Here is a 14,355-nt window from a genome sequence, read left to right as displayed (position 1 = left end):
GACATTTAAAAATCTTACAGAATAAATAATACTAAATCTTGAAGTTTGGTTCTTACACAATATTCTTTTCTGTAATTATTTACGTTACAAGAAATGGTGGAAGTAAAACAAACATATTCATAAAATTTCTTCTCTAATTTTAAAGCGCGTTATTTAACCTCTCCATTTTATACAACGATAATTCTTTTTCATCATTTGGGAGTTTGGTAGTTCCATAGAGTTTGAGACCTAGTTTTTCTAGTAGTCTCTGTGATGGAAGATTATCTTTTGTAGTTATAGCACTAATAACTTCAATACCTAAATCATTAAAAGCGGCATCTTTTAGTCTCTTTGAAGCTTCAAAAGCAAATCCTTTTTTTTCGTACTCCGGAAGAAAAGCAAAACCTATATCTATCCCCTCTACTCCTTCTCTGTCATACAAACCACAGCTTCCTATTTTTAAGTTATCCTGTTTTGTAATTATTGTGTAGCTAGAATATCCTAATCTTTTAAGTTGAGGAACCATCTTCTCATTTATATATTCTTTTGCTTTGTCTACGCTTGTAATATTTCTGTCGCCAATAAATTTTAGCCAATTGGGTGTATTAAAAAGATGGAAAATAAACGTTGCATCATCTTCAGAAGTAGGTTTTAAAATAAGCCGTTCTGTTTCAAAAGTTTTAAAGTTCATTTATAAAAATTATATGGTTGATTTTTTAAGACCCCTTTTAGGTTTTAAAATTTATTCTAGTATCATTATTGAAGCTTATTACAAAGCCATAAATATTTCATTACTGTTTACCAAAAAATAAAGAAATATCGTTCAATTTTATTTTTAAAAAAGTGTATACCCTATTATCAATGAGAAAGAATTATAATTAGAAACATCAGATGGATAATCACTAAGAACATCTCTTTTCGTTTGATATCTCAGTTCAAGTATATACTTATCATCATATTTATACCCTAAACCAAAAGCTGAATTAATTTTTGATTTGATATCTAAAGATTCTAAATCAAACCCATCTCCTCTCTCATAATCTATTGAAGAATTGAAATCAAAATCTGTTACCAAAGAAATATTGGCGAAAAATTTTGATTTATTATTCAAAAACATATAATATCTTATACCAACAGGTATTTCAATTGAGGAATAGTCCACTTTATTATTTAATTCACCACCAAAAGAATCACTAACTTCTTTAGTTTTTTCAGCTTTAAAATTTTGATACGTAGGTTCTATTATTACAGACCATTTATTTTTATTAAAAGATAAAATAAATTCAGCCTCAAGACCTAGACTCAAATTTGTTTTATTACCAAAATCAATATCTCGTAAATCAGAAAAGGTGTCTATTAATAAAGATGAGTTAACTAATCGAGGCCTAATGCTTAGATTAAATAAATCTTTATTTTTTGTTTTTTCAAAATTCGAACTTTCTTCTTCAAAACAATTATTGTTTTCAATAAATAATTTTAATAATTCCTTTTTTTTATAACTTAAATTTTTAAATCTTTTTTCAGTGAATTTTGGACATTTTAAATTATTAAGAAGTTGTTGTCTAAATGTATTATTTTCACCATAATAATTACCAGTTGAAGTAACATATGATTTAAATACTAGTTGTTCAATATTAGAATTTTCGCTACTGAAAAAAAAACGTTTTATACTACTATCAATATATTCGTATAAGGATGATTTACCTTCTATCAATACTTTTAAAAAAAGTTGTTCTTCAGAAAATATAGGGTTTTTATCAGTACTTAATTTATTCACATCAGAACTCGATCTATCAATTTTTAATTTACTTCTGATGTATTTTGAGCTATTATTAATTCCAAATTCTTTTACAGTACCTATCGTAGCTCTTTTAATATCACTTTGATCCGTTAATTTATAATCAAACTCTATTGGATTTTTTCTCCAGTCAATATTTTTAATTAAACAATCAACTTTTTCATTCGCATTATTAATAAAATATCCTTTTTCAAAAGTAATTTGAGCATAAGAATAAGTATTTAAAATTAAGGTTAAAATAATAATTAGTTTCGTTTTCATGTTTAATTTTTATTGGTTGGTTTAGATTTATAATTATACAAAATTATTTTTCAGCAATTGGCATATTTTGGTTCAGTTTATTCCCGTATGTATTTAGTTTGCTCCAAATTTCTTTAAATTGAGGAATTATGGTTTCGTCAAAATCCGAATCCGTGTTTAAAATCAAAATTCTTCCAAGTCCTGTTTTTGGATTAAAAAACATACCAGCAACAACTCCTGGGTCTCCTCCGCTATGTCCAATGGTTTCAAAATCATCTTCCATGAACCCTTTTGAAAAATCTAAGAATATACCAAAATTGGCTTCTGTATCTTTTGGCATTTGTTTTTCTGATAGTTGTTTTGCAAACAACCTTTTGTAACTGTCTTTATTCAAAAGTGTTCCGTTACCATTAAATCCTTTTATGAATTCGGTTAGAAGTTTACTCAAATCACTACTTGTTGTTAGAAGTCCGCCATCTGGATATGAAATCAAAGAATAATCTGCCAATACACTTTCATAGTTCGCATATAATTTTGAGATTTTTGTAGAATCTACTGCTCTGGTTGACCAGCCAGAATTGTTCATTTCTAAAGGTTTTAGAATATTTTCTTTTGTGAATTCATCATAGGAAGTGTTAGTTGCAGATTCTATAACAAAAGCACAAACTGTCGCACCGAGATTTGAATAACTGAATTTTTCACCGGGTTCTTCTTTTGAAAAATTATCGCCAATATATAATTCACCATTGTCAGTCAATAAACTTTTAAGAAAATCTGCTAATGGTACTTTAGAAGCAGGTGGTTTCATATAACCAAAAACGCTTACACTTTTAGGATGGTCCGTTTTTTTGAGAATGTATGTGTTTTCCCAAAAATTGTCCGAGTCCATTATGGTTGATGTATGAGTGGCCAAATGCCTAATTGTGATTGGAATGTTTGGATAAGTTGGGTTAACTATTTTGAATGGTAGATAAATGTTAATTGGATCGTCAAGGTTCAGTTTACCCATTTCTTGTGCTTTTAACAAAGAAATTCCAATTAATGTTTTTGAAATAGATGCAATATTTTGAATAGTATTTTCTGCGTATTCTTTTTGATTTTTAATATCTGAATACCCAAATTCTTGGTTGTACAGTGTTCCGTCTTTACTGACTATTGATGTTGAAAACCCAACAATGTTCTTTCTATCTTTTATTGAATTCAAATCGTCCATTAGTGAATCTTTTAAGTAAGAATAGGCTTTTGATTTCTCTGTTATCTCATTGGTTTTTTCTTTGCACGAAATAATAAATGCAAAAATTAAAATCAGAGGAAGAAAGTTTTTCATTTTATTTATTTTTTTAGGTTGTTGCCAACGGTTTGTGTATGGTTAGTTGCAAATCTTGCTCAACCAATTTAACAAGAAAACCGAACCTTAGGAAAATCCGTAGGATTTTCCTATTACACACAGACCCAAGCAATTAATTATACATTTTGTTACCAGCTTTCATTTATATTTAATTTTAGCATTTTGAAATTTAATTTGCCTGTTGTTTTTTGGGTTATTAAGCCAATAAAATTGATTGTAATATTTAATTAACAAACCAGTTAATCCATCAAACTCTGAATTAGTGTAGAATGATTCTATTCCCGTATCAGTATTCATGCTAGAGCCTCCAAGAAACTGAATCCAGTAGTCTACTGGATCTTTTAATGTATCAATCGTTAAGTCTATGCCTACAAAGAAAGGGAATCCATTATCAATAATATCTCTTTGATAAGTTCTTACTTTAGATAAAACATCAGACGCTAGTTTGCTTATATGTATTTTTGGATTTTTACAGCTATAAGAAAATAACACATGATTCTTAATTTCATTTGCAATACCTATTTCCATACTGAACAGGTTTTCATAGTTAAAAGAGTCACCTTCATTAAGAGTGTTTTGAAGAAGCCATTTCCTTATTACTTCAAATGTTATTTCTAAATCAAAGTCTAATTCCTTTTCTATTTGCTCAAGATGAACGTGATATGGTTTCTCGATCGTTTTTAAACGTTCTACTAAATCATATAATTTTCTATCGTTGGCTTTATCGAGATCGGAGATATTAAATCTTTTGACATCAAAATAAACCAAGTCTTTGGTTGTTAATTCAAATGCAAAGTCCGGTGTTTTTAGTCCAATGGTAGGTTCATATTCATAGATAAATGATTCTCTTTCCAAAAATTGAGCAAATCTAAATTCGGAAAGTAATGATAAGAAGTTCGCTTCTTGCTTTTCATTTTTAAAAAAGCGAATAAACTTCTCTTTGTTCTTGCCAGATAAGCTCTCTAATTCTGAATTGAAATCAGGATGTAGTCCAATATACTTCTCTAACAAGGTCTGTTCCATCTATTCGTTATTAAAATTGCTGGTTACGGTTTAGCTATGAATAGTACGGGAGCAAACTAGCATTTGCTTTCCGCCGAGCACATAGCGAAATTTTTTTTTTGTTTTTTTTCCTTGTTTAAAGCAAAATCCCAAAGATTTCGCGACCTCATAAAAATACGCAAACCTTTCGATTAAGCCCGAAACCCGTATTGTTTATAGGTTAAACTGGCTTTTTATTCAATCGTACCATTAAAAGTTTTTGATTCACTATATACTGTAATTCCGAAAAGATTCCATTTCAAATTTCCTTTAGCAATAAATTCTGACTTTTTATTCGTTTCAAAGTTGTTCGTAGCTATTGAATTAAATTCCCAAACGTAACCGCTTACGAGTCCAGTTAAAGAACTATTACTTTCAATTGGAATATATTGGTCTTGTTCAATCGAATATTTTACAAGCATATTTATGTCAAAAGTCCAATTATCTTCCAACACTACTTGCTTAATTTCAGAGTTGTTTTTTCTGTTATAATCTTCAGTTATTGATATTCGGTTTGAATTTTTATCAGAATCAGAAGCTGAATTTATTTGAACAATTCCGATAACCATTATAAAGATTGAAATAACTTTAAACTGTGGTTTAAATATCTTTTTCCCTTTTGTTATAAATCCAATAATCAGATAGAAAAAGTATAATACAATTATTCCGTTGATTATTGACCAAATTAAATGTATCATAGTTTTTGTTTTTCAGCTTGTTTACAACGGCTAGGCTAAGATTAGAACGGGATTAAATTAACATTTAATTTCGGATTAAGCGATTAGCCAAAACTTTTTATTTTGTTTTATTTTTTTCTTGTTCTAAAGCCAAATCAAAAGATTTGGCGGACTTAGTTTAAAGTTCCAAAATTTGGGTTAAGTACCTAAACCCGTATTAATTATAGCCATTGTTAGCATTAGTTTTGTTCAATCATTAATCCATAATTCTCCAATTTTTCTATTTCTGTTTTTTCCAAACTATTTAATTCTATAATCCCCCAGTTTCCAGAAGGGTTGAATTCAATTATTTTGAATTTATTTTTTTTTGAGGAAATATTTATTTCATTAATTAGTTTTTTCAATCCACTATCAAAGCCATTAAATGCTGAAAAATTAGAAGGGATTAATTCACTTAAATAGTTATCATAATGTGTGAAAAAATTAGAAAAAGAGTTTACGTCAAACTCTTGATTTCCTGATACAAAGGAATTAAAGTTATTTTGAATTTCTGATGGTAAATCTAAATTAGGAAAAACACATTTATGTATTTTATTTTGAATTTTAGAAGAATTAAAAGATTCCTCATACCAAGACCAATATTCAGAATCTCCTCTTTTAACAAAATTCTCTTCAGGGTTATCAATGTTGAATAAATCATATAATGAATTCGAAACTTTAAAACTTTTTTCTCCAAAAAATCTAATTCTAACTTCTTCATTTTCATTTGAGAAAAATAAAGTTTCATAAGGTTCTTGGTCTCCATTAAAATCATTTACTGCAATAATATTATCTCCATATTCTGACTTTTTAATTTCTCCATTGTTGTCAACTAAACTAAAGAAGTTTCTACTCGCAAAATGGAAACAAGTATTTCCATCTTTATAAGTTTTCGTATTAAAAATTCCTTTTAATAACTCTTCATTGGAAATATTGGCGTTATTTTTTTCTGTTTTTTTAGAGAAAATGTTTTTTAAGAAATTCATATTTCACAATTTTTATGGTAATTAATGCTAACGTACGGATATGTGTACCTGTACATCTATATTTTAATCTATTAAACACTTGTGGGGGGAAGTTTAAGCTTACAATATATAAATTTCGTACATATGTTTTATAAAATCTTACAAAAAAGAAAAGGAGCCTTAAAAAAGACTCCTTTGTATAGGCTATTAAAAACAACTGGTTTATTGCAAACCACGTGCTTTTAGCATGGGTGCAATTTGCGGGTCGCTACCACGCCAGTTTTTGTACATTTCTTCTAAATCTTGTGTGTTACCACGTGAGAGTACCATGTCTCTAAAACGTTGTCCGTTTTCACGAGTTAAACCATCATGGTTTTCAAACCAATTGTAGGCATCGTGGTGCAACATTTCAGTCCATAAATACGAATAATACCCTGCTGCATAACCGCTACCAAATATGTGTGCAAAATAAGTTGATCGGTAACGTGGCGGCACTGCACTAACTTCATCAAGCTTTGTTTTATGCAAAGCTTCTTTTTCAAAAGCATTGGCATCATCAATAACTGTAGTTGCTGTAATGGTATGCCATTGCATGTCTAAATTAGAAGCAGCAAGATTTTCGGTTAAGCTATACCCTTGGTTAAACGTACCTGATTTTTTTATTTTAGCTATTAGCGTTTCAGGTATCTGCTCGCCGGTTTTGTAATGCAAGGCATAATTTTTTAATACTTGCGGGTGCAATGCCCAGTTTTCATTAAACTGAGAAGGGAATTCTACAAAATCTCTCGCCACTGAAGTCCCTGATAATGTTGGGTATTCTTGCGAAGCAAAAAAGCCGTGCAAGGCATGACCAAATTCATGAAACATAGTTTCAACCTCATCATAGGTTAATAATGCAGGTTCACCTTCCGCAGGTTTTGGATAATTGCAAACATTGTATATTACCGGTTTTTGATCGTATAGTTTAGACTGTGTTACAAAATTACTCATCCAAGCGCCACCACGTTTGCTAGGTCTTGAAAAATAATCGGCATAAAATAACCCTAATTGCGAGCCATCTTCTTCAAAAAGCTCATACACCATAACATCTTCATGATAAGTTGGTATATCTGTACGCTCTTTAAATGTAATACCGTATAATTTTTCAGCCGCATAAAAAACACCTTTTTCTAATACGGTTTTAGTTTCAAAATAAGGTTTTATTTGGTCTTCATCAAGATCGTATTTTTCTTTACGCACCATTTCTGCATAGCGGTTCCAGTCATAAGCTTCAAGTGTGAAATTGTCACCTGTTTTTTCAATCATTTTCTGAATCTCGGTAGCTTCATTTTTTGCTTTTGCAGTTGCTGCTGGGATTAAACCATTAAATAAATTGAATACATTTTCTGGTTTTTCAGCCATAGTACCTTGCAAACTCCATTCGGCATAATTATCAAAACCTAATAAGGCGCCTTTTTGTGCTCGTAAAGTTGCTATTTCAGTAATCAAATTTTTGGTATCGGTAGCAGAACCATCTGCTCTATACCAAGCGGCTTTAAATATTTTTTCTCTAGTCGCTCTATTTTCTAAACTCTGTAATAAAGGTTGCTGTGTGGTATTCTGTAGCGGAATTTTCCAACCTTCACCCTCTTCATTTTCTAATGATTTTAAAGTAGCATCAGAAAGTCCGGCAAGTTCTTCTTTATTCGTAATAAGTACAGCGCCATCATTATTTGCTTCTAATAAAACCTTATTAAATTTATTTACTAGAGTTGCTATTTTAGTATTGTATTCTTTTAAAATCTCTTTTTTATCGGCTGGTAAATTAGCACCTGCTTTTTCAAAGGCTTCAAAATAGTTTTCAGTCAATTTAACTGCTTCTGCTCCTATAGTAATTTTCTCAAGATTCTCAAACACCGTTTTTACACGTGCAAATAATGTATCGTTCAAATAAATAGCATCTCTAAGTTCCGATAACATTGGTGCCATTTTTTCTTGAACTGCTTGTAATGAATCATTTGTATGTGCACCTGTTAAAGCAAAAAACACATTAGACACACGGTCTAAATCGCCACCGCTTTTTTCTAAAGCAAGAATTGTATTTTCAAAAGTAGCTTCCTCTTTATTGGCTACAATACTAACAATCGCATTTTTTTGAGTCTCAATTGCGCTTACTAATGCAGGTTCAAAATGGCTATTGTTAATTACGGTAAAGTCCGGAGCGCCGTAAGGTAATGTACTTTTTTCTAATAATGGATTGTTTTCTGTTTGCATAGTTTCTTTACTTGTAGCTTGTTTCTGGTCTGTTTTACAGGCGTAAAATGATCCGACCAGCACTGCTAGCATTAATGTCTTTTTCATCAATAATTTTTAAAATAATTAGTCCGTATAAAATTACTCAAAATAGATTGATGCTTTTTTAAAGAATGTTAAATAAAATACAAAAGCTCAACAAACTAAATTGTTGAGCTTTTACTTATTTTCAAAATATAGCTATACCACAAGTAGTATTAATTGTATTCTATTATAAAATATAATGTATTTGTTCTTTGAATATCATTCCAAGTACCAGCCTCTCCATTAGTCCAAGCTACAGGAACAATCCCAGCAGCATCTTGACCACTAGCTCCGTTACTAGGTTCATAACCCCAATTGTTATACAAATTATCTATAGCGACACCTTCTTGTGTGCCTTCCCAAAACTGACTTACATCTTCTCCATCATTATTACCATCCCAAACCCATTCGCCTTCATTATCAAAATCATTTGCTCCTATCCAAAAATGAGTATAATCTCCTCCATCTGGAGCAATAGTATCTTCGTAGTAATCTGATAAGTTCAATAATGCTTCGAAGATACCATCCTGTTCTTCTTCTGAATTTATTTCAGTTAAATAGGCATCTTGTGTAACTGCATATGCAGCAGCTGATTCCCAATCTAAATTTTCTAATACAACTGCGTACGATTGTTCTCCTATCTCAAAAGAATAAATATTAGCGATTGTATCTGTTGAGTCTTCAGTATCATCACTTTCACTTTTGCAAGCAATTAATAAAAGAATAAATGTTATAGCGTATAAAAATATCTTTTTCATTATTTCTTGTTATATTTTTTTAAAAAAGTAGTTAATTAAGCTACATACACGTATAAAATATCTAAATACTAAGTAGATATAAAGTTATTAGAAAATTTACTAATCGTTATAGATAATTCGTTAATTCATTTTATCTTTTTATTTAAAACTCCTTTTTACCAAACTCACTTTCAATAAATTTCGATTTGTTTTTAGTGGCATTAAAGTTATACGATAAGTTTAACGATACCATATCTACTTCATACTTATAATTTGTAGTGGTGAAAAATTCTCCTGTTTTATAGGTTGTAATACGTTGCTCATTGGTTTTTAATAAGCCCATATCAATATTTTGCCATTGTAGTGTTGCCGTTAACTTATCATCAAAAAAGGACTTTCTAAACGCTAAGTTGGGCGAATAAAACCGAGAGTCTTCCCCTTGAGCGGTATTTCTATCAGACAAATAATTTAATGTAAACTGTAGTGATGCATTTTTCCAGAAAGAATACGTAGAATTCATATTAATAGAATAAATAGTAGCCTCAGAATTTACTTCATACGTACGCTCTACGCCGTCTCTATGTTCAAAAGTAAATGCACCTTCAATATCATAGGTATATATATTTGCTCCAATATAGTTAGACCAGTTTTTAGTTGGTTTAATTTGTGCACCTAATTCAATACCAACAGCATTACTTTTACCTACGTTGGAATAAACACGGTTTAAAATAGTATCAATAACCGCTCCGTTAGCCTCGTATGCCAAAGTATTCACTCGGTTGATAACATTATCAACGTGACGGTAATAGGCAGTTACACTCAGGGAATTTCCTCCTTTAAAATTTTTCACCCAACCTAATTCTACCAAATCAATAAATTCGGGTCTCAATTGGTTATCTCCTTGCTCAAAAACTTCAGAATGTTCACGTTCTGCAAAACTGTTCATTTTTAAAGTAGTTGTACGCTCTATTCTTTTACTGTATGCGGCTTTTAATTTTGATTTTTCAGTTACTGCATATTGTAATGATGCAGATGGAAATAGTTTTACATAATCATACGTATAGGTTTCCTCTGGATCGTCGGTTTTTAAATCTTCGGTATATTCACGATCCATAGCTTCTAAACGCAAACCGCCTGCGTAATTCCATTTATCCTTTTCACCTGTCAATTGCCCATAACCTGCATGTACAATTCTTTTTAAACTAATATCACTAGAAAATTCAGGAACCAAAACACCATCGCGCTCATATACAAACTCTCCTTTATGATCTAAAGCTCTAAATTGATATCCAGCTTCAAGCGTACCGAATGATAGTGGCTTAAACAAATAATCAATATTTACACGGTATCCGTTCAAAGGGTTGTCATTTGTATTGTATTCTTCTTGATACACAATACTGCGGTCTGTAATGCCCAAATTGTCATTATAAGTTGGTCCGCCTAAAAAAGTGTATTCATATAATAAAGAAGTTGATAATTTAGATTCGTCTTTAAATTTGTGTGAATAATCAAAACTACCTAAAGCAAAATCACCTTTACGGGTTCTTAAATTATGGTTGAAATATTGAAACGTATAATTTCTGTTGCCAGTACCAATTGGTGTTACGGAATGATTATCATAATATTCAATATCTGCCAAACGATCTACTGTTTTTTTGCCTCCATAAAATCCTAAAGAATACGTATCTGCATCATTGGGAGTAAAATCTACATTAAATCTAGCGTTATAACTCACATCGTCAAAACTACGCTCTCCGTCTGATGGTAAAAAAGTTTGTTTGTTTTCAGCTTCATTAATAATAAACACATCACCTTCTCTTCTACCCGTTTTATCATTACGTTGGTAACTTGCACCTACTGAAAGGTTCCATTTATCAGTACGCTTATTTACAGTAGCATCAACACCATAACGCTGTGCAGGTTCTTGCGTATCATACGGCTCTATTGATGGGAAACCACCACGAACATTTATTTGAGCAAATGTTCCGTTTGTAGCTCCTTTTTTAGTAATAATATTTATAATACCACCTTTACCCTCAGAATCGTATTTAGAAGACGGCGCTGTAATTAATTCTACCGATTCTAAAGCGTTTGCTGGTAACTGTGCTAAAATTGAAGTGACATCACCTTGTGTAGGTTTACCATTTACAAGAATTGCAAAACCACTACTGCCTCTAACACTAATTCCGCCTTGCCCATCAACCGTAACCGACGGTAAATTTTTAATAACATCAACAGCTGTACCTCCTTGACTTGATTGAAACTTTTTAGTGTCGTACACTTCACGGTCAATTTTATGTACTACTGTAGCACGTTCTCCTTGTACTACTACTTCTTCTAACTGATTTCCTAAAGTCAAACCAATGTTGCCTAATTTTTGGGAAGATCTATTTTTAGTGATTGTAATGCTTCCTATTTTTTTAGTATCATAACCCATAAATGAAGCTTCTAAATAATATACTCCAGGTTTTACTTTAGAAATCATAAAAAAACCATCTTCAGAAGTAACCACACCTGTAACCAAAGAACCATCCGATTGTTTAAATAATGCCGCAGTAGCATACTCTAAAGGAGAATTATCTTTAGCATCGGTTATAATCCCTGTTACTACTTGAGACATTGTTGTTTGTGTTACAAAGCATAAAATTAAAATTGTAATAAAGTTCTTAAAATTCATAGATGAGCTTGTATAGGTTTCTATTATCTAAAATAAATAGCTGTAAATATAAATACTTATTATTTCTATAAGATTTTATTAACTCAATATATTTAAAGAACGTATTAATTAGATTTTCACATGACACACTAATTTACTGATAAACAAACCAATAGACTTCACATCTGCATTGGACCTATAAACACTTTCCTACTAATGATAAACTATTGTTAAAGTCGATTTAAAAAAAGAATGAACATTCATTTTTAATATCTTTGTAGTGTAAAACAAATAAATTATGGCTAAACTTCAAAAAAGTATAGAGAAAAAAGAAGCCCTAATAAATGCAACAATAACTTTGGTGAATAATGATGGTTTCCATGCCGCACCAATGTCTAAAATTGCAAAAATGGCAAACGTATCTCCGGCTACAATTTATCTGTATTTTAAAAGCAAGCAAGATTTAGTAAATCAAACCTATTTACAAGTTAAAAACGCATTTACTGCATACGCTTTTGAAACCTATGATGAAAAAATGCCCGTTGAAGATAGTTTTAAAATGATATGGTTCAGAATTGCCGAATTTAAATTCAGAGATTGCGAAAGGGGTTTGTTTTTAGCACAATGTGATAATACACCTATGATTGATGAAAGTAGTAGACAAGAAGGTATAAAAAACTTGAAACCCCTACTCGATTTATGGAAGAAAGGAAAAGAACAAGGAATTATCAAACCAGTATCTGATTACTTATTATATGCATACACAGTAAATCCGCTCTCGTATTTAATGATGATAAAAAAACGAAACGCATTTGTACCTACTGAAGAAAATATTAATGAAGCCTACCAATTAGCGTGGGATAGCATAAAAGTTAACAAAACCAATAAATAAATTATATACAAAATGGAACTATTAGATAAATTAAAATGGAGATACGCTACTAAAGCAATGAATGGTAAAGTAGTACCACAAGAAAAAGTAGATGCTATTATTGAAGCTGCTCGCCTTGCTCCTACTTCAAGTGGTTTACAACCTTTTGAAATTTATGTAGTTAAAAGTCAAGAAGTAAAAGAAAAAATAAAACCAATTGCTTGGAACCAATCTGTAATTACAGACTGTTCTCATCTATTAGTTTTTGCTGCATGGGATACGTACACTCCAGAACGTATAAATTATATGTTTGATTTGACTAATGAAATTCGTGGTTTTAAAAATCAAGGTTGGGAAGACTACCGCAAAATGTTATTAGACTCGTACCCTCAGAGAGATGCAGAAGAGAATTTTAACCATGCGGCTAAGCAAGCTTACATTGCTTTTTCACAAGCAATTACTGCGGCGGCTTTTGAAGGTGTAGATGCTACACCCATTGAAGGTTTTGACCCGAATGCTTTAGATGAAATATTAGGTTTAAGAGAAAAAGGATTGCGTAGTGCTGTAATTCTGCCAATCGGGTATCGCGCAGAAACTGAAGATTGGTTAGTAAACCTTGTTAAGGTTAGAAAAAGTACTGAAGATTTAGTAACTGTAATTGAATAAAAAAAAAGTATTATGATACAGACAATTTTATTAAAAAATAGACCAGTTGGTGAACCTAAAATATCTGATTTTGAGTTTAAAAAAGAGGATATTGATTTAAGTATCACTGACGGAGAACTACTGCTAGAAACAGAATATATATCTGTAGACCCTTATTTAAGAGGGCGAATGAGCAGTGCAAAATCATATGTTCCTCCTTTTGAATTAGATAAACCAATTAGTTCTGGTATTGTAGCAAAAGTTATTGCTACGAAAAACGAGAATTATAAAGAAGGTGATTTTGTTTCTGGACTTTTAGAGTGGAAAACAAAACAGGTTTCTAATGGTGAAAACTTACAGAAAGTTAATAAAGACTTAGCGCCTTTAAGTGCATACCTAGGTATCATAGGCATGACTGGCTTAACTGCCTATTTAGGTTTAAATGAAATAGGAAAACCTAAAAGTGGTGAAACATTAGTAGTTTCTGGTGCAGCAGGTGCAGTTGGATCTGTTGTAGGGCAAATAGGAAAAATTCTTGGATTAAACGTGATTGGTATTGCTGGTTCTGATGAGAAGGTTGACATGTTAACTTCTGAATTTGGTTTCGATCATGGGATAAATTACAAGACCACGGAAAATATGAAAGAAGCCATTGAAAAGGCCGCTCCAAATGGTGTTGATGTTTATTTTGATAATGTTGGTGGTCCTATTTCAGACGCTGTGTTATTTAACATCAACCAATTTGCACGTATTATCATTTGTGGTGCTATTTCCGTTTACAACAAAACAGAAACACCGATGAGTGTTAGCGTTCAACCATTTTTAGTAAAAAACAGTGCTTTAATGCAAGGGTTTATAGTATCTAATTATGCAAAAAAATTCCCTGAAGCTATGAAGCAATTGTCAACTTGGTTAAAAGAAGACAAATTAACATATAGCGAAACTATCGTTGAAGGTTTTGACAATACGCCTCAAGCTTTTCTTGACATGATGAACGGGAAAAATAAAGGTAAAATGATAGTGAAAGCTTAAAAAAAGAAAGA

General features: G+C 31.1%; 12 protein-coding genes. 3 read left to right on the top strand and 9 right to left on the bottom strand.

Features of this window, described 5'->3' with window-relative positions; genetic code table 11:
• Positions 1–139: 139 nt before the first annotated feature.
• The 9 genes from KO500_RS07510 to KO500_RS07470 form a co-directional block, all read right to left on the bottom strand.
• Positions 140–670, bottom strand: coding sequence for a GNAT family N-acetyltransferase (locus KO500_RS07510; protein ID WP_215955905.1), 531 nt, complete (start codon positions 668–670; stop codon positions 140–142).
• Positions 671–814: 144 nt separating this feature from the next.
• Positions 815–2,038 (bottom strand): porin family protein, encoded by a 1,224-nt coding sequence (locus KO500_RS07505; protein ID WP_215955904.1) that lies wholly within the window; start codon positions 2,036–2,038, stop codon positions 815–817.
• 43 nt (positions 2,039–2,081) lie between these two features.
• Positions 2,082–3,344, bottom strand: a complete 1,263-nt coding sequence (locus tag KO500_RS07500; RefSeq protein ID WP_215955903.1) for a serine hydrolase domain-containing protein — start codon at positions 3,342–3,344, stop codon at positions 2,082–2,084.
• A gap of 159 nt (positions 3,345–3,503) precedes the next feature.
• Complete coding sequence (locus KO500_RS07495) at positions 3,504–4,388, bottom strand: hypothetical protein (RefSeq protein WP_215955902.1); 885 nt, start codon at positions 4,386–4,388, stop codon at positions 3,504–3,506.
• Between the two features lie 212 nt (positions 4,389–4,600).
• A complete protein-coding gene (locus tag KO500_RS07490; protein WP_215955901.1) occupies positions 4,601–5,104 on the bottom strand; it encodes a hypothetical protein in 504 nt (167 codons plus the stop codon).
• A 218-nt stretch (positions 5,105–5,322) separates the two neighbouring features.
• Positions 5,323–6,108, bottom strand: coding sequence for a hypothetical protein (locus tag KO500_RS07485; protein WP_215955900.1), 786 nt, complete (start codon positions 6,106–6,108; stop codon positions 5,323–5,325).
• A gap of 201 nt (positions 6,109–6,309) precedes the next feature.
• Complete coding sequence (locus KO500_RS07480) at positions 6,310–8,427, bottom strand: M3 family metallopeptidase (RefSeq protein WP_215955899.1); 2,118 nt, start codon at positions 8,425–8,427, stop codon at positions 6,310–6,312.
• Between the two features lie 149 nt (positions 8,428–8,576).
• Positions 8,577–9,161, bottom strand: coding sequence for a C-type lectin domain-containing protein (locus KO500_RS07475; protein WP_215955898.1), 585 nt, complete (start codon positions 9,159–9,161; stop codon positions 8,577–8,579).
• 142 nt (positions 9,162–9,303) lie between these two features.
• A complete protein-coding gene (locus KO500_RS07470; RefSeq protein ID WP_215955897.1) occupies positions 9,304–11,817 on the bottom strand; it encodes an outer membrane beta-barrel protein in 2,514 nt (837 codons plus the stop codon).
• Positions 11,818–12,094: 277 nt separating this feature from the next.
• Here KO500_RS07470 and KO500_RS07465 point away from each other — a divergent pair, with 277 nt between their 5' ends.
• Genes KO500_RS07465 through KO500_RS07455 form a run of 3 tightly spaced genes read left to right on the top strand, consistent with a single transcriptional unit; the run spans position 12,095 to position 14,344 of the window.
• Positions 12,095–12,688 (top strand): TetR/AcrR family transcriptional regulator, encoded by a 594-nt coding sequence (locus KO500_RS07465; protein WP_215955896.1) that lies wholly within the window; start codon positions 12,095–12,097, stop codon positions 12,686–12,688.
• 12 nt (positions 12,689–12,700) lie between these two features.
• A complete protein-coding gene (locus KO500_RS07460; protein ID WP_215955895.1) occupies positions 12,701–13,333 on the top strand; it encodes an NAD(P)H-dependent oxidoreductase in 633 nt (210 codons plus the stop codon).
• Positions 13,334–13,345: 12 nt separating this feature from the next.
• On the top strand, positions 13,346–14,344 hold the full coding sequence (locus tag KO500_RS07455; RefSeq protein WP_215955894.1) for an NADP-dependent oxidoreductase: 999 nt from the start codon (positions 13,346–13,348) through the stop codon (positions 14,342–14,344).
• Positions 14,345–14,355: the final 11 nt, after the last annotated feature.

It is taken from the genome of Cellulophaga baltica (genome assembly GCF_018861125.1).
Lineage (GTDB): Bacteria > Bacteroidota > Bacteroidia > Flavobacteriales > Flavobacteriaceae > Cellulophaga > Cellulophaga baltica_A.
This window is presented reverse-complemented; position numbering and strand designations above follow the sequence as displayed.

What these genes read in the sequence shown, in the direction of transcription:
- KO500_RS07455 (WP_215955894.1), top strand. Translation starts at nt 13,346, where the DNA reads ATGATACAGACAATTTTATTAAAAAATAGACCAGTTGGTGAACCTAAA.
- KO500_RS07465 (WP_215955896.1), top strand. Translation starts at nt 12,095, where the DNA reads ATGGCTAAACTTCAAAAAAGTATAGAGAAAAAAGAAGCCCTAATAAAT.
- KO500_RS07490 (WP_215955901.1), bottom strand. Translation starts at nt 5,104, where the DNA reads ATGATACATTTAATTTGGTCAATAATCAACGGAATAATTGTATTATAC.
- KO500_RS07460 (WP_215955895.1), top strand. Translation starts at nt 12,701, where the DNA reads ATGGAACTATTAGATAAATTAAAATGGAGATACGCTACTAAAGCAATG.
- KO500_RS07505 (WP_215955904.1), bottom strand. Translation starts at nt 2,038, where the DNA reads ATGAAAACGAAACTAATTATTATTTTAACCTTAATTTTAAATACTTAT.
- KO500_RS07500 (WP_215955903.1), bottom strand. Translation starts at nt 3,344, where the DNA reads ATGAAAAACTTTCTTCCTCTGATTTTAATTTTTGCATTTATTATTTCG.
- KO500_RS07510 (WP_215955905.1), bottom strand. Translation starts at nt 670, where the DNA reads ATGAACTTTAAAACTTTTGAAACAGAACGGCTTATTTTAAAACCTACT.
- KO500_RS07475 (WP_215955898.1), bottom strand. Translation starts at nt 9,161, where the DNA reads ATGAAAAAGATATTTTTATACGCTATAACATTTATTCTTTTATTAATT.
- KO500_RS07485 (WP_215955900.1), bottom strand. Translation starts at nt 6,108, where the DNA reads ATGAATTTCTTAAAAAACATTTTCTCTAAAAAAACAGAAAAAAATAAC.
- KO500_RS07495 (WP_215955902.1), bottom strand. Translation starts at nt 4,388, where the DNA reads ATGGAACAGACCTTGTTAGAGAAGTATATTGGACTACATCCTGATTTC.
- KO500_RS07480 (WP_215955899.1), bottom strand. Translation starts at nt 8,427, where the DNA reads ATGAAAAAGACATTAATGCTAGCAGTGCTGGTCGGATCATTTTACGCC.
- KO500_RS07470 (WP_215955897.1), bottom strand. Translation starts at nt 11,817, where the DNA reads ATGAATTTTAAGAACTTTATTACAATTTTAATTTTATGCTTTGTAACA.